Here is a 16,328-nt window from a genome sequence, read left to right as displayed (position 1 = left end):
CAGCAGGTCACCGGGGCAGCGGTCGCCGGGTTACCGGGGCAGCCCGTCACCGGGTCAGCACATCACCGGGTCAGCCGTAGCAGCCGCCCGGCTCTCGCCGTCGTGACGAGCTCCTCGACGGTGGCGAGCTTCACCCGGGGCCGCCCGTCGCGCCGCCCCCGGTCCCGTTCGGCACGGTCGATCGCGGCCAGGCCCCGGGCGTCCACGACCCGGCGGTTGCGCTGCCGGACCAGCCGCCGGAACGCCTTGGCATCGCCCGCCGGCGCGGGCAGCGTCCCGGCGACCGCGTCGGCCAGGAGCGTGCCGACCGTCTCGGCCGCGCAGGTGCGGTTGGCGCCGATCCCGCCGGAGGGCCCCCGCTTGATCCAGCCGACCACATAGCTGCCGGGCAGCCCGGCGACCCGGCCGCCCTCGTGCGGGACGGTGCCCGTGGCCTCGTCGAACGGCAGCCCGGGGACCGGCAGCCCCCGGTAGCCGATGGCCCGCAGCAGCAGTCCGGCGCGGAGATCGGCCGTTCCCCCGCCGCCGTCCGTGACGCGTACGGAGCGCGTGCGCCCGTCGCCCAGGATCTCCACCGGCTCGGAATGGAAGCGGAGCACGATGCGCCGGTCCGCCCCTCGACCGGGCGCGGGTGACGCGGCGTCCGTCCGTACCCGGCCGAGCCCCCGGAGCACCCCGGCCCGGTCGCCCGCCCCGGCCGCGTCGATCGCCGCCCCCGTACGCGGATCGTGGTCGTCCACGACCAGCTCCACGCCGGGCAGATGCTTCAGCGCGAGGACTTCGGAGCGGGTGTACGCGGCGTCCTCGGGGCCCCGCCGTCCCAGCACCACCACTTCCCGGACCCGGCTCGCCCGCAGAGCGTCCAGCGCGTGGGCGGCGATGTCGGTGCCCGCGAGCGCGTCCGGGTCGGCGACCAGGATCCGGGCGACGTCGAGGGCGACGTTGCCGTTGCCCACCACGACGACCCGCTCGGCGGACAGGTCGACGCTCTGCGCGACGGCCTCCGGATGGGCGTTGTACCAGGCGACGAACGAGGTCGCCGACAGGCACCCGAGGCCTCCCGCGCCGGCCCCTCCCCCGCCGGGGCTCTCCTCGCCGGGGATGCCGAGCCGCCGGTCCGCCGACGCGCCGACCGCGTAGATCACCGCGTCGTGGTGGGCGGCCAGTTCCTCCGCGGTGACATCCCGGCCCACCTCGATGCCCAGGTACATCCGGACCCGGGGGTGGGAGTGGAAGCGGGAGAAGGTGTCGCCGACCTTCTTCGTCGCGGGGTGGTCGGGGGCCACCCCGTACCGGACGAGCCCGCCGGCCACCGGCAGCCGGTCGATCAGGGTCACCTCGGCGGCGGTGTGCAGCAACAGGTCCTGGGCGGCGTACATCCCGGCGGGACCGGTGCCGACGACGGCCACCCGCAGCGGCCCGAAGTCGGACGGCAGACTGCGCCCGAAGACCGGCTCGCCCCAGACGTGGAAGGTGGGCCCGTCGACGTCCGCCCCGGCGGGAGGCTGCTCCTCCTCCCCCGCGAAATAGGCGGCGTTGATGTCCGCGTACTCCCGCTGCCCGGCTGCCAACGCGTCCACCGGGAAGATCGCGTCCACCGGGCAGGCGTCCGCGCAGGCTCCGCAGTCGATGCACGCCCGGGGATCGATGTGGAGCATCTCCGTGCTGCCGAAGGCACGTTCCTCCGGCGTCGGGTGGATGCAGTTGACCGGGCACACGGCCACGCAGGTGGCGTCGTTGCAGCAGGTCTGGGTGATGGCGTAGGTCATGGCCCCGGCTCAGATCAGGTTCGCGCGCTTGTAGAACGCGAGGGCGGGCTTGGTGAGCAGGCGGGCGGAGGCCAGGAAGTCCATCAGCCCCGAACAGCTGGACCGCATCATCGACTTGTGGTGCTCGTTGCTCCGGGCGGCGGCCAGTGCACGCTTCTTGTCCAGCCCGGCCTTCCGGTAGACCTCCGGATTCACCATGCTGGTCACGATGAAGTACGAGGCGACGGCGACGACGAACGCGTTGATCTGCCGCCGCGCCCACCCCGCTCCCGCCAGGCGCTTGAGGGTCTCGTCCCGGGCGAACTTCATGTGCCGGGACTCCTCCACCACATGAATGTTGTTGATCGTGCGGACGAACGGCACGACCCGCCCGTCGCGCATCCAGTCCCGCTGCATCACGTCGAGGACCTCCTCGGCGACCAGGATCGCCGCGTACGCCGCCTCACCGAACGCCAGCGTCTTGAAGGCCCTGCCCAGCTCCATCACCGCGCGGCGGGGGCGGTAGTGGGGTGCGCCGAGCTTCTGCGCGCCGCGCGCGAACATGATCGAGTGGCGGCACTCCTCGGCTATCTCGGTGAGCGCCCACTGGAACTCCGCGCCCGCCGGGTCCTTCATGTAGATGTCGCGCAGCACCATCTGCTGGAGGATCATCTCGAACCAGATCCCGGTGCTGGCGACCGAGGCCGCCTCCTGCCGGGTGAGCTCCTTGCGCTGCCCCTCGGTCAACTCGCGCCAGTACGCGGTCCCGTAGAGACTGCTCCACTCCGGGCTCGCGCCGTGGAACTCCTTGTCCAGCGGCGTCTCCCAGTCCACCTCGGTGGCCGGGTCGTACGCCAGCTGCGCGGCCGAGTCGAGCAGCCGCCGCGCGACGTCGTCGTCCTCGGGTCTCTCCTGGACCTTCGACGGAACGGTGCTGCCGGCCATGCTGCGGCTCCCTTGGGTCGAGTGCGGTGATCCTTGTTCGTGGTGCGGTGCGGTGCGGTGCATACAGCCTGGTGAAGTGCGGTGCGTACAGCCTGCTGTGGTGCATGCGGCCTGGTGAGGCGGGCGTACGGCGTGGCGGCGGGAGTACGGCGACAGCCCTGCTGCCCGGATACCGGACCCCGGACGCCCATCCGCTTGTTAGACGCAAGGTATAACAAGGAGCGCGGGCCGCCTACCCCTCGGTAGAAAACAGCCCGGCCCCGCACCGCACCTCCTCGCCGACTACCGGGGATCCTGGCTGAACTTCGAGGTCGACCAGAGGTAGCCGAGCACCACGAGACCGAGGCTCCAGCCGACGGCCAGCCAGCCGTTGTGGCCGATCTCGCTGCCGAGCAGCAAGCCGCGCAGGGTCTCGATGGCGGGGGTGAACGGCTGGTACTCGGCGATCGGCCGGAACCAGCCCGGCATCGTCTCGACCGGGATGAAGGCGCTGGACAGGAGCGGGAGCAGGATCATCGGCAGGGCGTTGTTACTGGCGGCCTCGGCGTTCGGGCTGATCAGGCCCATGCCGACCGCGATCCAGGTGAGGGCGGCGGCGAAGAGCACGAGCAGCCCGAACGCCGCCAGCCACTCCACGGCCGTGGCGTCCGTGGACCTGAAGCCGATGGCCACGGCGACGGCGCCCACCAGGACCACGCTCAGCACGCTCTGCAGCACGCTGCCGAGGACATGCCCGACGAGCAAGGAGCCGCGGTGGATCGCCATGGTGCGGAAGCGGGCGATGATGCCCTCGGTCATGTCGTTGGAGACGGACACCGCGGTCCCGATCACGGTGGAGCCGATGGTCATCATCAGCAGCCCCGGAACGATGTAGGCGATGTACTCGGAACGGTCGGCCCCTCCACCGCCGATGCCCGCGCTCATCACGTCGCCGAAGATATAGACGAAAAGCAGCAGGAGCATGACAGGTGTGAGCAGCAGGTTCAGTGTGAGGGAGGGGTAGCGCCGGGCGTGCAGAAGGTTGCGGCGCAGCATGGTGTTCGAGTCGCGCAGGGCGAGGGAGAGAGAGCTCATCGGACAGCCTCCTTCGGCTGGTTGCCCCGGGCGGGGACGGTGGAGCCCGTGAGGGCGAAGAACACGTCGTCGAGGTCGGGGGTGTGCACGGTCAGCTCGTCCGCCTCGATACCGGCCGAGTCCAGCCAGTCGAGGATGGAGCGCAGTTCGCGCTGACTGCCGTCACTGGGAATCCGGAGCGACAGCGCCTCGTCGACGGGGGTCCCCCCTGCTCGATCGGAGCCGAGAGCTTGGGGAAGGGTGGCCTCACGCAGGGCCAGGGCGGCGGACCGGTAGGCGTCCGGGCCGGTGAAGCGGAGCCGGACGTGCCCGCCCGGGACGATCCTCTTCAACTCGTCGGCGCTGCCCTCGGCGGCGATCCGCCCGTCGTTGAGCACGGCGATACGGTCGGCCAGCTCGTCGGCCTCCTCCAGATACTGGGTGGTGAGGAAGACGGTGACGCCGTCGGCGACCAGCTCGCGGATGATTCCCCACATGGTGTGGCGGGAACGCGGGTCCAGGCCCGTGGTCGGCTCGTCGAGGAAGATGATCCGCGGGGAGCCGACCAGCGTCATCGCGATGTCCAGGCGGCGCTTCATACCGCCGGAGTAGCCGGCGGCGGGCTTCTTCGCCGCCTCCACGAGGTCGAAACGCTCCAGCAGTTCGGCGGCGACCCGGCGGCCCTCCCGGCGCGGAAGGTGGTGCAGGTCCGCCATCAGCAGCATGTTCTCCTCGCCGGTGATCAGCCCGTCCACGGCGGAGAACTGCCCCGTGACACCGATCGCGGCACGTACGGCCTGCGGGTCGGCGGCCAGATCATGGCCGCCGACGCTCAGTTCGCCGGCGTCGGCGGTGACGAGCGTGGAGAGGATCTTGACGGCGGTCGTCTTGCCCGCGCCGTTGGGGCCGAGCAGGGAGAAGACGGTGCCCTCGGGCACCGACAGGTCGATGCCGTCGAGCACGACCTTGTCGCCGTAGGACTTGCGCAGTCCGGTGGCGGTGATCGCCTGTGCGGTGCTGTGCGCGGCGACCGGTGCGGATGTCCGGATGGTGGCCATTCCGATTTCCCTTTCACGAGGGCGAGTTGGGCACATGCGGGGGCGCGGACGGGTCAGGGGCAGGGGCAGAGTCGGTGGATCAGGCGCGGGACCGGGATCAGGCACAGGGCCAGGCCAGGGCCAGGCGCAGGATCAGGCGCGGCGGACGATGATGTCGCCGGCACCGCTCCGGGCGTGCACCTCGACGGTCTCGTCGGAGTCCTCGGGGCCGGCGGCGGCGCCGAGCGAGTTGCGTACGGTGCCGAACTTGGGGTTCAGGTCGAGCCAGGCGGCGGTGCCCTCGTGGATGCCGACTTCGAGGTCGCCGACGGAGGTGCGCAGAGTGATACGGCCACGGGTCACGTCGCCGACACGGATACGCCCGTTGGAGGTGGTCGCCTCGACACCGGCATGGGCGACGTCGATCTCGATCCGCCCGTTGGCGGACTTGGCGACGACGCTGCCGTGCGCGACGCCCACGGAGATGTCGCCGTTGGCCGCGTTGACCTTCAGCTCACCACCGACCTCGTCGATCCCGGTCGTGCCGTTGCCGTTCTTGACGACCGCCGCCCCGGCGACCGCACCGATCTCCACCCGGCCGGATCCGACGACTTCGGCGTCCCCGGTGGAGCGGACCAGCCGGATGTCGCCGTGGTCGGTCCTGAGCTCGGCGCGGGCCGACTCGTCCACCTGGAGGTCGCCGAGCGAGGTCGTGAGCCGGACCTCACCGAGCGGGCCTTCGCAGGAGAAGCCGCCCAGGGCGGAGGTGCCGCGCACCTCGGACCCCGCGGGCAGTTCGACGCTCACGACGACGGCGCCCGGCTTGCCGAACAGGGACCGCTTCTTGGGGGTCTTGACGGTGAGGCGACCGCCCGCGCAGGAGACCTGGGTCTGCCGCACGGCGCGTACGTCGTCCTCGTCGGATCCGTTGCCCGGCAGCACCTCGACGACCGTGTCGGTGCGCTTGCCGGCGGTGATGCGGGCGGTGCCGGCGTCCAGCTCGATGACGGCGGAGATCGGCTCGGGGGTCTCGAAAGAAGGCATGGCTGTTCCGTCCTCTTGGCTAGGTGAGTGGATCAGTGGCGTCGGCCGGACCGGCGACCCGCTGGTGAAAGTGGTACGGGAATGACCTGGCCCAAGGGGGCGTCCTGGCCCGCCCCCCTCAGCGGACCCAGCCGGTGAAGCCGCGACCGCCCGAATCCCTGCCCCGGCCCGATGCGCCCGCGTGCCCCCCGCCGTCGAGGGAGACGGACACGGCCCGCACGAGCCAGGCGTTGACCGACAGCCCCTCGGCCGCCGCGGCGCTCTCGGCGCGGCCCTTGAGGTGGGCGGGGAGGCGAAGGTTGATCCGCACCATGGTGCCGTCGTCGGCCTCCCCGCCCAAAGGCGCGGCCACGGCGGGAGTCACGACCGGCTCCCGCGCCTCCCGCACCGGCTCGGGCACGGTCGGCGGTGTCACCACGAACTCGGGATCGAGCCCGCGCAGCCGTACGTCGACCGAACCGGGAGCCAGCTCGCGGGTCACGTCACCCATCGCCGCGGAGAGCACGTTGAGCAGGGTCAGCCGGACAGCGGACTCCAAGGGTGTGCTGAGCCGCTCGGCCAGGGCGCGGGCTTCGTCGCCACCGGCATCCGCGGCGACGGCGAGTTCCCGCCGGAGATTGTCGACGTAGGGGGTGAGATCCATGACGCCATCATGGCACACAGGTGGCACCACGTCGAGCCATCCTGGCGCACCACTCGCAGGAGAGCCCCTGACCTGCGACGTTACGATCAGCAGCGCGGCAATGGCGCCGCAGGAGCACCTCGATCGACCGAAGGTGGCACCACGACGGCACCAGATGGCGCCACCCGGCACGCCAGTGGCTCCACGCACACCACACCCGCCACCGCACCGGCCGCCACGCCCGCCCACGCACCGCAGGCCCGCACCGGGGCCGCCACGGCAGGGGGAATGGGCGCGAGGGAACAGAAAAAGCCCAGGTCAGAGCGCATCTGACCTGGGCTTCCCGCCGAGCCCCCTGTCGGATTCGAACCGACGACCTACGCATTACAAGTGCGTTGCTCTGGCCAGCTGAGCTAAGGAGGCGTGCCGGAGCAGTCTAACCAACCCCGCGCCCCCGTCGTCCGCGTTTTCCGTGTGCTCCGGGCCACCGATCCGTGTGCTCCGGGCTACTGACAGATCAGGAAACGCCAGGTAGCGTCACGGCAGGTTCGCGTCTGTGGACCAGACCACTCCCTACTCGGATCGTCCGGCACGTTCCTGCCGGTTGAGGAGAAGATTCAGCATGGCCAGTGTCACGTTCGACAAGGCGTCCCGCGTCTACCCCGGCTCCACGAAGCCGGCCGTGGACCAGCTCGAGATCGACATCGCGGACGGCGAGTTCCTCGTCCTCGTCGGTCCCTCCGGTTGTGGCAAGTCGACCTCCCTGCGCATGCTCGCGGGTCTTGAGGATGTCAACGGCGGTGCGATCCGCATCGGCGACCGCGATGTCACGCACCTGCCGCCGAAGGACCGGGACATCGCCATGGTGTTCCAGAACTACGCGCTCTACCCGCACATGTCCGTCGCGGACAACATGGGCTTCGCACTGAAGATCGCCGGTATCAACAAGACCGAGATCCGGGCGAAGGTCGAAGAGGCCGCCAAGATGCTGGACCTCACCGACTACCTGGACCGCAAGCCGAAGGCGCTCTCCGGTGGCCAGCGTCAGCGTGTGGCGATGGGCCGGGCCATCGTGCGTGAGCCGCAGGTCTTCCTCATGGACGAGCCGCTGTCGAACCTCGACGCCAAGCTCCGTGTCTCCACGCGTACGCAGATCGCCTCGCTGCAGCGCCGTCTCGGCATCACCACCGTGTACGTCACGCACGACCAGGTCGAGGCCCTCACCATGGGCGACCGGGTCGCGGTGCTGAAGGACGGACTGCTCCAGCAGGTCGACTCGCCGCGCAACATGTACGACCGCCCCGCGAACCTCTTCGTCGCCGGCTTCATCGGCTCCCCCGCGATGAACCTCGTCGAGGTCCCGATCACCGACGGCGGCGTGAAGTTCGGCAACAGCGTCGTCCCGGTCTCCCGCGAGGCGCTCTCCGCCGCCGCCGACCGCGGTGACACCACCGTCACGGTCGGCATCCGCCCCGAGCACTTCGACATCGTCGAGCACGGTGGCGCTGCCGCGAAGTCGCTGGCCAGTGACGCCTCGGACAAGCCGGCCGGCCTCGCCGTCTCCGTCAACGTCGTCGAGGAGCTCGGCGCCGACGGCTTCGTCTACGGCGGTGCCCAGTTCGCCGGCGAGCACAAGGACCTGGTCGTCCGGGTCGGCGGCCGTGACGTCCCGGAGAAGGGCACGGAGCTGCACGTCGTCCCGCGCCCGGACGAGCTGCACGTCTTCGCGACCTCCACCGGCGAGCGTCTCACCAACTGACGCGCCGCACCCCGTGCCGTACGCACGGCCCCGCGCCACTGGCACGCCCAGGGACGCGGGGCCGTTTGCGTGGTCCCGGCGGGTTTGGGTTTCGACGCCGGGCGGCGGCAAATACCCCGGCACACAGGGCATTTCACCCCAGCTCGTCAACTTCGTATTCGAAAGGGCGCGTCGAACCGTCCCTCGCGAGGGTGACGAATTGTCGCCAAGTCATCACCGGCAGCTACGCTCGCTGCGTGACCCACACCGCGCGCCGCATCGGCCGATCCCTCGCTCTCGTCCTGCCCGTCGTCATGGTTCTGTCCGGGACCCTCGCGGTCACCAGCGTTCCGTGGGCGGCGTCGGACAACGATTCCCAGCTGCTGGCCGCCTCCTCGGAGACGGTGTCCAAGCCCGCGAAGCCGCACGCCCCGCAGGACGTCCTGCGCGAGAAGCTGCTCATGGAGCTCCAGGAGAAGGATCCGGGCACCGCGCTCACCGGCCTCCAGCGTGCCGTCGAGCAGCGCCCGTCCCTCGCCCGCCACTGCATGTCGATCGCGAAGGCCCTCGGCAAGGCGGCCGTCGAGCAGTACGGCCCGACCCGTGCGCACCGCTTCTCCCGGCCCGTCTGCGACACCTCGTTCGCCTCCGGCGTCGCGCAGTTCAGCTGAGCCCGAGAGGGGCCGCGCGGAGCGCGCCTCCTTCCGTCGGCGGGCACCGCATATCGTGCCTGCCATGCATACGTATCCGACGCAGGCCGTGATCCTTGCCGGTGGCCAGGGGTCGCGGCTGCGGCCGTACACCGATGACCGCCCCAAGCCGATGGTCGAGATCCCGGGAACCGGGACTCCGATCATCGGCCATCAGCTGTCCTGGCTGGCCGCCGAGGGGGTCACCGACGCCGTGGTCTCCTGCGGGCATCTCGCCGAGGTGCTCCAGGAGTGGCTGGAGGCGGCCGTGCTGCCGCTCCGGGTCACCACCGTCGTGGAGACCGAACCGCTGGGGCGCGGCGGCGGCCTGAAGTACGCGGCCGGGCGGCTGCCCGATCCGGAGCAGCCCTGGTACGCCACCAACGGCGACATCTGGACGCGCTTCTCCCTGCGTGAGATGGCCGCGTTCCACGCGGAGCGCGACGCCACCGCCACCCTGGCTCTCGCCCGGCCCCGGATCCCGTGGGGTGCCGTGGAGACCGACGCGTTCGGGCACATCACGGACTTCATCGAGTCGCCGCCCTCCCCGTATCTGATCAACGCCGGGGTGTACGTGTTCTCGCCCGCGTTCACGAAGCTGCTGCCGGACCGGGGCGACCACGAGCGGACCACGTTCCCGCGGCTGGCCCGGGAGCGCCGGCTGGCCGGGTATCCCCTGCCGAACGGGGCGTACTGGCGGGCCATCGACACCGCGAAGGACCTGACCGAGGCGGCCCGCGAGCTCGGCTCCCGTACGGGCTGACAGCCGCCCGCACGCGCACAAAGGGCGGCCCCCACCCGGTTGTCCGTCCGGGTGGGGGCCGCCCTCGTCGCTCTCGTACGGGTACGGGTCAGCCGAGGAGGCCGCCGATGGGGTTCCGGCCGCCGCCCGAGGTCGATCCCTCGCCGCCGGAGGTGGAACCGCCGGTGGGTGCCGGTTCGCCGCCGCCGGAGGAGCCGTCGCCGGCGGAGCCGGACGAAGTGGGTCCGGCGCTGGTGGTGGCGGGGGGCTCCTGCGGGGCGGACTGCTGCGGGGGTGCCTGGCCCGTGCCCTGGGTCTGGCTGGGCTCGGTGCCCGAACCGGTGCTCTGGCCGCCGGAGTCGCGGGTCGCGCCCGGCCCGGGGGCGGGCGTGGTGGCCGCGCCGGAGCGGGTCGGCTCCGGCGCGCGCTCCCGCTCCGGCGTACGGGAGGCCTGGCGCTCACCGGTGGATTCCTGGGGCAGCGGCATGCCGGGGAGGCGGTTGGTGGGGTTGTCGTTGCGGCCGGGGACGGTGACGACCTCGGTGGAGCGGACGGCGCCGCCGAGGATGGAGCCGAGCAGCAGGGTGAGGCCGACGACGACCGCCGCGACGACGGTGCCCCGGCGCAGCACCCGGCGGCGCAGGTCCCAGATCTCCGAGCGCGGGCCGAGCTTGCGCCAGGCTTCCCCGGCCAGCCGGCCGTCCACGGAGTAGACCGGCGCGCCCGCGATGATCAGCGGGCTCCAGGCGGCCAGCAGGATGATGTCGGGGGCGTCGTACACCGCGACCGTGCGCCAGCTCACCGTCACCAGCAGTGCGGCGGAGAGCAGCGCGCCGAACGCGGCGGCGACCCGCTGCCAGAGGCCGAGGACGGTGAGCACGCCGACCACGACCTGGAGGAAGGCGACGGTCAGTCCGGCGCCGACCGGGTGGGAGAGCGCGAAGTCGCGCAGCGGCTCGGCCAGCGCCCACGGGTGCAGGGAGGTCAGCCACTTCACCATCGAGCCGCGCTCGCCGCCGTCGAAGTAGACGGGGTCGCACAGCTTGCCCATGCCGGCGTAGATGGAGATGAAGCCCAGGAGCACCCGCATGGGGAGCAGGACGACGCCCAGGTTCATCCGGTGGCCGGGGTAATAGGCGTGCCGGACGGGGTCGTTGTTGCCCTTCCGGGCGCGGGACTCGGCGGATTCGTCGGCCGCGTCGTAGTCATCGACGGCGCCGGGCCGGCCGGGCCCGTCGACCGGGCCGTCGTACGCGCCGACGGCCTGCCGCATGGGCGGCAGCAGCGGACCGGTGCGTCCCGGCTGGTGGGGGGCGGTCAGTACGGGGGTGGGCTGCGTCTCCTCCAGGAGCGGGATGACCTGTGTCGCGCCCGCTTCGCTCCCGCCCCCGGAGACCCCGCCGAGTCCGGCGTCGAGGTGTCCGGCGGTGGAGTTGCGCACGGCCTGGAGGAGGCCCGTAGCGCCGGGGTCGCCGGGAGCGGACTTGCCGCTCCAGACGACCGGTGCCCGCCGGCGGCCTCCGGCGGCGCCGCTCATGGCGGGGATGCGGGCCGTCTCCGCGGGGGCACCGCGCAGCCGTGCGCGCTGGCCCGGGGCGAGCTGCACCCGGAAGCTGGCGTGGTTGACGATGACCTGCGCGGGGTCGCTGTCCACCTTGGTCATGCTCAGGGCGGGTTGCTCGTCGAACCGAGGCGTTCTGGTGTCCACACTCATCTAACCGAGTGATGTGTGGTTAGGACACTGCCTTGACCACCCGGATGTGTCCGAGACCCGTCAAGATCAGGCCAAACTCGGGCATCCTGGAACTGTGTTCGGCGTTCGCGCGTCAACTCGCCCGTCGGGCGAGCCGGTTGCCGGGCGTGTCGCCGCGCGAACGCCGCGGCCCCGTCGGGCCCGCGCGACCGCCCCGCGGCGGCGCGCCGACTCCGCGCGCGGCTATCCGCGGCGGCGCGCCACCTCGTACAGCACGATGCCCGCAGCGACGCCGGCGTTGAGCGACTCCGCGCCGCCGGGCATCGAGATCCGCACCCGGTAGTCGCAGGTCTCACCGACGAGCCGGCCAAGGCCCTTGCCCTCGCTGCCGATGACGATGACGACCGGCCCCGCCAGCTGCTCCAGGTCCTCCACCGTGTGCTCGCCGTCGGCGGCCAGGCCGACGACCGTGAGGCCCGCCCTCTGGTAGCCCTCCAGCGCGCGGGTGAGGTTGGTGACCCGGGAGACGGGCGTGCGGGCCGCCGTACCGGCGGAGGACTTCCACGCGCCGGCGGTCATGCCGGCCGCGCGGCGCTCGGGGACGACCACGCCGTGGCCGCCGAACGCGGAGACCGAGCGGACGATCGCGCCGAGGTTGCGCGGGTCGGTCACGCCGTCGAGGGCGACGATCAGCGGGTCCTCGTTGTTGTCGTACGCGGCGGCGGTGAGGTCCTCCGGGTGCGCGTACTCGTACGGCGGGACCTGGAGGACGAGGCCCTGGTGGTTCAGGCCGTTCGTCATCCGGTCCAGCTCGGGGCGCGGGGCCTCCATCAGGTTGATGTTGCCGCGCTCGCCCGCGAGCTTGAGGGCGTCGCGGACGCGCTCGTCGTTGTCGATGTACTGCTGGACGTACAGGGTGACGGCGGGCACGCCGTCGCGCAGGGCCTCGTAGACCGGGTTACGGCCGACGACCATCTCCGAGGTGCCCTTCACGCCGCCGCGCCGGGGGGCGGGGCGGCGGGCCGCGGCCTGCTTGGCCTGGGCGCCGGCGATCCGGTTCTTCTTGTGTCCCTTGCGGGCGGAGGCGGGCGGCGTCGGTCCCTTGCCTTCGAGACCACGGCGTCGCTGGCCACCGCTGCCGACCTGCATGCCCTTCTTGTTGGACGTGCGGCGGTTCCTGCGTTGGCTGTTCCCGGCCATGATCTACCTGTTTCGTTGCTTTCAGACGTACGTACGTATAGGGAAAGTGTGCCGCCCGGACCGCCGGGCGGCACAATCTCACTGCTCGGAGCGGGTGCTCAGCGCGGTCCCAGCGTCCATCGGGGGCCGGTGGGGCTGTCCTCGATGACGAGGCCGGACCGGCCCAGCTGGTCACGGATGGCGTCGGCGGCGGCCCAGTCCTTGCGGTCGCGGGCCGACTGCCGCTGGTCGAGGACGAGGCGGACGAGGGTGTCGACGACGTCGTGCAGGTCCTCGCCCCGGTCGCTCTCGCCCGCCCAGTGCGGGTCGAGCGGGTCCAGGCCGAGGACGCCGAGCATCGCCCGGACCTCGGCGAGGCGGGCGGCGGCGGCTTCCTTGTCGTCGGCGGCGAGCGCGCTGTTGCCCTGGCGGACGGTGGTGTGGATGATCGCGAGGGCCCCGGGGACGCCGAGGTCCTCGTCCATCGCCTCGGCGAAGGCGGCCGGCACTTCGGCGGCGGGGGGAACGACCTCCCCGGCCTTCTCGATGGCGCGCTGGACGAACCCCTCGATCCGCGCGAACGCGGACTCGGCCTCGCGCAGGGCCTCCTCGCTGTACTCGATCATCGACCGGTAGTGCGGGGTGCCGAGGTAGTAGCGCAGCACGATCGGGCGCCAGTGCTTGACCATCTCGCTGACGAGGACGGAGTTGCCCAGCGACTTCGACATCTTCTCGCCGGACATGGTGACCCAGCCGTTGTGCACCCAGTACGTGGCGAATGCGTCGCCGTACGCCTTGGCCTGGGCGATCTCGTTCTCGTGGTGCGGGAAGATCAGGTCGATGCCGCCGCCGTGGATGTCGAAGGCGGAGCCCAGGTACTTGTGGGCCATCGCGGAGCACTCCAGGTGCCAGCCGGGCCGGCCGCGGCCCCAGGGCGTCTCCCAGCTGGGCTCGCCCGGCTTCGTGGCCTTCCACATGGCGAAGTCGCGCTGGTCGCGCTTGCCGGTCTCGCCGTCGCCGGAGGGCTGGCGCAGATCGTCCAGCTCCTGGTTGGAGAGCTCCAGGTAGCCGGGCAGGGAGCGCACGTCGAAGTAGACGTTGCCGTCGGCCTCGTAGGCGTGGCCGCGCTCGATCAGGCCGCGCATCATCTCGATCATCTCGGGGATGTGGCCGGTGGCGCGGGGCTCGTAGGTGGGCGGCAGGCAGCCGAGCGCGTCGTAGCCGTCGTTGAACGCGCGCTCGTTCTCGTAGCCGATCGACCACCACGGGCGGCCCTGTTCGGCGGACTTCGCGATGATCTTGTCGTCGATGTCGGTGACGTTCCGGATGAACGTGACGTCGTAGCCGCGGTACGTGAACCAGCGGCGCATGATGTCGAAGTTCAGGCCCGAGCGGATGTGGCCGATGTGCGGTGCTGCCTGGACCGTGGCGCCACAGAGGTAGATCGAGACGCAGCCCGCTGTGAGCGGGACGAAGTCACGGATCTGCCGGGCGTTGGTGTCGTGCAGGCGAAGAGTCACGTCTCAAGGGTAGTAGGCCCGCACCAGTGCCCCGCGACCCTTGGGGATCGCGGGGACAACTTTCTGGTACCGGGATGCCCCGAACCGGTCGCCGGAGCCCCCGAACCGGTCACCGGAGGCCCCGGAGAGCGTCCTCACGCCTCTCTCCGGGGGTCCGAAAGCTCGCTCTGGGGCTACACGGGCTCCAGGCGCGCTACAGGCTGCCGACGACCTTGCGCGGGGAGACGCGGACGACCACGCGGGGGGCGTCGGCGCCGGAGTTCGGGTTGAACTCCGCGTACGGCTTGCCGGTGTACTTCACCGAGAGCTCGTCGATGAGTTCCTGCCCGCCGTCCGTCGTCAGCGTCGCCTCACCGCGGATCTCGGCGTAGGTGTACGGGGAGTCGAAGGGCTGGACGAGCACGGTGACGCGCGGGTCGCGGCGGAGGTTCTTCTCCTTGCGGCGGCCGACGGTGGTGGAGATCAGGACGTCGTCGCCGTCGCGCTTGACCCAGACCGGGGAGACCTGCGGGCTGCCGTCGGGCTGGATGGTGGCGATGTTGACGAACACGGGACTGTCGAGCAGGTTCTTGAGCTCGGCGGAGAGTGCGGCGGTCATGCGTACGTCCTCCTGGTGCCTGCGGAGCGATCGGTCCGATGCTTCTACCCCGTAACCGTGCGCGCCCCCTCTTCCTTCCCGCCGCGTCCCGCCGGACGAGTGAACGCCGGTGCCGCCGCCCCGGCCGGTACGCCGACGAGGGCGAGGCCGAGGACGAGGGCCCCGGCGGGTCAGCCGGTCCGGTAGACCAGGGCGGTCGCGATGCCCGCGATGCCCTCGCCCCGGCCGGTGAAGCCGAGCCCGTCGGAGGTGGCGGCGGAGAGCGAGACCGGCGCGCCCACCGCGGCGGACAGCACCTTCTGGGCCTCATCGCGCCGCTTGCCGATCTTCGGGCGGAGGCCGACGACCTGGACGGCGACGTTCCCGATCTCGAAGCCCCCGGCGCGGACGATCCGGCCGGCTTCGGTGAGCAGCGTGATGCCCGCGGCCCCGGACCACTCGGGGCGGCCGGTGCCGAAGTGCTGCCCGAGGTCGCCGAGCCCGGCGGCGGAGAAGAGCGCGTTGCAGGCGGCGTGCGCGACGACGTCGGCGTCCGAGTGGCCGGCCAGACCGGGGCCCTCGCCCTCCCACTTCAGGCCCGCGCACCACAGCTCGCGGCCCTCTTCGAAGGCGTGGATGTCGGTGCCGATCCCGACGAGCGGGATGACGGGCGCGGCGGGGCCCCCCGCCGCGTGCTGCTCAGAAACCATCGTTGGCCCTCCTGCGGGCGAGTACCGCTTCGGCCAGTACCAGGTCGAGCGGACGGGTCACCTTGAACGCCTCCTCGTGGCCGGGGACGACGACCACCGGCTGCCCGAGGCGTTCCACCATGCCCGCGTCGTCCGTGGCGCCCTCTCCGTCGACCGCGACCTCGGCGTGCGCCCGCTCCAGCGTGTCCCGGTCGAAGCCCTGCGGGGTCTGCACCGCGCGCAGCCTGGCCCGTACGGGAGTGGCGAGGACCGGCTCCGGCTCCCCGGGCGTCCCGGCGGGCTCGACCTCCTTGACGGTGTCCGCGAGGGGCAGCGCGGGGACGACGGCGGGCGCTCCGTCCCGTACGGCGGCGGCGACCGCGTCGACCGTGTCGACCGGCACCAGCGGGCGGGCGGCGTCGTGGACCAGGACGACGGAGACGTCCTCGGGCAGTGCGTCGAGGCCCAGGCGCACGGACTCCTGGCGGGTTTCACCGCCCGGCACCACCAGATAGTCGGTGCGTTCGGGCAGCGCGTGCTCGTCCAGGAGGTGCTTCACCTCGGGCGCGCCGTCCGGCGGCGCGACGACCACGACGAGGGAGACGGCGCGGGACGCGGCCATGGCGCGGATGGCGTGGATCAGCATGGGCGTCCCGCCGAGCACCCGGAGGGCCTTGGGCGCGCCCGGCCCGAGCCGCACGCCCCGCCCGGCGGCGGGGATCACCGCGGCGGTACGGGGAGGGCGCGGCCGGTCGGTCGGGGGTGGCGTCGATGACATCGGTTGCACTCCGAAGGTCCGAGAAGGTCCGAGAAGGTCCGAGGGGGTCCGAGAAGGTCCGAGGGGTCCGAGTGGGAAGGTCCGAAGGTTCGGCAGGTTTGTTTCCACGACCGACATGGGTAGGGGCCCAGCGAGCCGGGCGTGACGCCCTGACTCGCACCGGGCCCCTTCCGTGACACCCGGTCGAGCGCAGGTCGCATCGGACGCTCACGCAGCACCGGGGGCCGCCACCTTCCGACGGCCACCGCCTACACGGGTCACACCGCAGGCACGG

The 16,328-nt window shown here is 71.9% G+C and carries 15 protein-coding genes and 1 tRNA gene; 3 read left to right on the top strand and 13 right to left on the bottom strand.

The features are described from left to right. Positions 1-62 precede the first annotated feature (62 nt). From ACGF2Y_RS21580 to ACGF2Y_RS21550, 7 genes are all read right to left on the bottom strand, one after another. Positions 63-1,769, bottom strand: a complete 1,707-nt coding sequence (locus ACGF2Y_RS21580; RefSeq protein WP_392949800.1) for an FAD-dependent oxidoreductase — start codon at positions 1,767-1,769, stop codon at positions 63-65. 9 nt (positions 1,770-1,778) lie between these two features. After that, positions 1,779-2,693: a diiron oxygenase gene (locus ACGF2Y_RS21575; protein WP_392949798.1), complete on the bottom strand. Its 915-nt coding sequence runs from the start codon at positions 2,691-2,693 to the stop codon at positions 1,779-1,781. Positions 2,694-2,975: 282 nt separating this feature from the next. After that, on the bottom strand, positions 2,976-3,767 hold the full coding sequence (locus ACGF2Y_RS21570) for an ABC transporter permease (RefSeq protein ID WP_392949795.1): 792 nt from the start codon (positions 3,765-3,767) through the stop codon (positions 2,976-2,978). Beyond that, on the bottom strand, positions 3,764-4,804 hold the full coding sequence (locus tag ACGF2Y_RS21565) for an ATP-binding cassette domain-containing protein (RefSeq protein WP_392949793.1): 1,041 nt from the start codon (positions 4,802-4,804) through the stop codon (positions 3,764-3,766). Before ACGF2Y_RS21565 ends, ACGF2Y_RS21570 begins: the two co-directional genes overlap by 4 nt. A gap of 132 nt (positions 4,805-4,936) precedes the next feature. Then, positions 4,937-5,827 (bottom strand): DUF4097 domain-containing protein, encoded by an 891-nt coding sequence (locus ACGF2Y_RS21560; RefSeq protein ID WP_392949790.1) that lies wholly within the window; start codon positions 5,825-5,827, stop codon positions 4,937-4,939. Positions 5,828-5,945: 118 nt separating this feature from the next. Next, a complete protein-coding gene (locus ACGF2Y_RS21555; protein WP_392949787.1) occupies positions 5,946-6,470 on the bottom strand; it encodes a toxin-antitoxin system HicB family antitoxin in 525 nt (174 codons plus the stop codon). A gap of 328 nt (positions 6,471-6,798) precedes the next feature. Continuing rightward, positions 6,799-6,872, bottom strand: a tRNA-Thr gene (locus ACGF2Y_RS21550). Between the two features lie 199 nt (positions 6,873-7,071). On the opposite strand from ACGF2Y_RS21550, the gene ACGF2Y_RS21545 reads away from it, so the two are divergent. The 3 genes from ACGF2Y_RS21545 to ACGF2Y_RS21535 all read left to right on the top strand — a co-directional run bounded on the left by ACGF2Y_RS21545 (position 7,072) and on the right by ACGF2Y_RS21535 (position 9,639). Then, positions 7,072-8,208 carry an ABC transporter ATP-binding protein gene (locus tag ACGF2Y_RS21545; protein ID WP_392949784.1) on the top strand — a complete coding sequence of 379 codons (1,137 nt, stop codon included), beginning with the start codon at positions 7,072-7,074 and terminating at the stop codon, positions 8,206-8,208. Between the two features lie 236 nt (positions 8,209-8,444). Beyond that, on the top strand, positions 8,445-8,858 hold the full coding sequence (locus tag ACGF2Y_RS21540) for a hypothetical protein (RefSeq protein WP_392949781.1): 414 nt from the start codon (positions 8,445-8,447) through the stop codon (positions 8,856-8,858). Between the two features lie 64 nt (positions 8,859-8,922). After that, a complete protein-coding gene (locus ACGF2Y_RS21535) occupies positions 8,923-9,639 on the top strand; it encodes an NDP-sugar synthase (RefSeq protein WP_392949778.1) in 717 nt (238 codons plus the stop codon). Between the two features lie 88 nt (positions 9,640-9,727). Here ACGF2Y_RS21535 and ACGF2Y_RS21530 read toward each other — a convergent pair whose 3' ends face one another. The 6 genes from ACGF2Y_RS21530 to ispD all read right to left on the bottom strand — a co-directional run bounded on the left by ACGF2Y_RS21530 (position 9,728) and on the right by ispD (position 16,054). Further along, a complete protein-coding gene (locus tag ACGF2Y_RS21530) occupies positions 9,728-11,332 on the bottom strand; it encodes a DoxX family membrane protein (RefSeq protein ID WP_392949775.1) in 1,605 nt (534 codons plus the stop codon). 222 nt (positions 11,333-11,554) lie between these two features. Then, a complete protein-coding gene (gene rlmB / locus ACGF2Y_RS21525) occupies positions 11,555-12,511 on the bottom strand; it encodes a 23S rRNA (guanosine(2251)-2'-O)-methyltransferase RlmB (protein ID WP_392949773.1) in 957 nt (318 codons plus the stop codon). A gap of 98 nt (positions 12,512-12,609) precedes the next feature. Next, the gene (gene cysS, locus ACGF2Y_RS21520) at positions 12,610-14,010 is read right to left on the bottom strand and encodes a cysteine--tRNA ligase (protein ID WP_392949771.1); all 1,401 of its coding nucleotides are present in this window, start codon (positions 14,008-14,010) and stop codon (positions 12,610-12,612) included. Positions 14,011-14,203: 193 nt separating this feature from the next. Then, complete coding sequence (locus ACGF2Y_RS21515; protein ID WP_392949768.1) at positions 14,204-14,608, bottom strand: PPOX class F420-dependent oxidoreductase; 405 nt, start codon at positions 14,606-14,608, stop codon at positions 14,204-14,206. A gap of 170 nt (positions 14,609-14,778) precedes the next feature. Continuing rightward, the gene (gene ispF / locus ACGF2Y_RS21510) at positions 14,779-15,297 is read right to left on the bottom strand and encodes a 2-C-methyl-D-erythritol 2,4-cyclodiphosphate synthase (RefSeq protein ID WP_392949766.1); all 519 of its coding nucleotides are present in this window, start codon (positions 15,295-15,297) and stop codon (positions 14,779-14,781) included. Further along, the gene (gene ispD, locus ACGF2Y_RS21505) at positions 15,287-16,054 is read right to left on the bottom strand and encodes a 2-C-methyl-D-erythritol 4-phosphate cytidylyltransferase (protein WP_392949763.1); all 768 of its coding nucleotides are present in this window, start codon (positions 16,052-16,054) and stop codon (positions 15,287-15,289) included. Before ispD ends, ispF begins: the two co-directional genes overlap by 11 nt. Positions 16,055-16,328: the final 274 nt, after the last annotated feature.

The organism is Streptomyces sp. NPDC048142, assembly GCF_043202835.1.
Taxonomy (GTDB): Bacteria; Actinomycetota; Actinomycetes; order Streptomycetales; family Streptomycetaceae; genus Streptomyces.
The sequence above is the reverse complement of the archived record's forward strand: the minus strand, read 5'-3'. Positions and strand labels throughout refer to the sequence as shown.

Excerpts from the sequence above, each read along its gene's own strand:
- ACGF2Y_RS21580 (WP_392949800.1), bottom strand. The coding sequence starts at position 1,769 with ATGACCTACGCCATCACCCAGACCTGCTGCAACGACGCCACCTGCGTG.
- ACGF2Y_RS21575 (WP_392949798.1), bottom strand. The coding sequence starts at position 2,693 with ATGGCCGGCAGCACCGTTCCGTCGAAGGTCCAGGAGAGACCCGAGGAC.
- ACGF2Y_RS21570 (WP_392949795.1), bottom strand. The coding sequence starts at position 3,767 with ATGAGCTCTCTCTCCCTCGCCCTGCGCGACTCGAACACCATGCTGCGC.
- ACGF2Y_RS21565 (WP_392949793.1), bottom strand. The coding sequence starts at position 4,804 with ATGGCCACCATCCGGACATCCGCACCGGTCGCCGCGCACAGCACCGCA.
- ACGF2Y_RS21560 (WP_392949790.1), bottom strand. The coding sequence starts at position 5,827 with ATGCCTTCTTTCGAGACCCCCGAGCCGATCTCCGCCGTCATCGAGCTG.
- ACGF2Y_RS21555 (WP_392949787.1), bottom strand. The coding sequence starts at position 6,470 with ATGGATCTCACCCCCTACGTCGACAATCTCCGGCGGGAACTCGCCGTC.
- ACGF2Y_RS21545 (WP_392949784.1), top strand. The coding sequence starts at position 7,072 with ATGGCCAGTGTCACGTTCGACAAGGCGTCCCGCGTCTACCCCGGCTCC.
- ACGF2Y_RS21535 (WP_392949778.1), top strand. The coding sequence starts at position 8,923 with ATGCATACGTATCCGACGCAGGCCGTGATCCTTGCCGGTGGCCAGGGG.
- ACGF2Y_RS21530 (WP_392949775.1), bottom strand. The coding sequence starts at position 11,332 with ATGAGTGTGGACACCAGAACGCCTCGGTTCGACGAGCAACCCGCCCTG.
- rlmB (WP_392949773.1), bottom strand. The coding sequence starts at position 12,511 with ATGGCCGGGAACAGCCAACGCAGGAACCGCCGCACGTCCAACAAGAAG.
- ACGF2Y_RS21515 (WP_392949768.1), bottom strand. The coding sequence starts at position 14,608 with ATGACCGCCGCACTCTCCGCCGAGCTCAAGAACCTGCTCGACAGTCCC.
- ispF (WP_392949766.1), bottom strand. The coding sequence starts at position 15,297 with ATGGTTTCTGAGCAGCACGCGGCGGGGGGCCCCGCCGCGCCCGTCATC.
- ispD (WP_392949763.1), bottom strand. The coding sequence starts at position 16,054 with ATGTCATCGACGCCACCCCCGACCGACCGGCCGCGCCCTCCCCGTACC.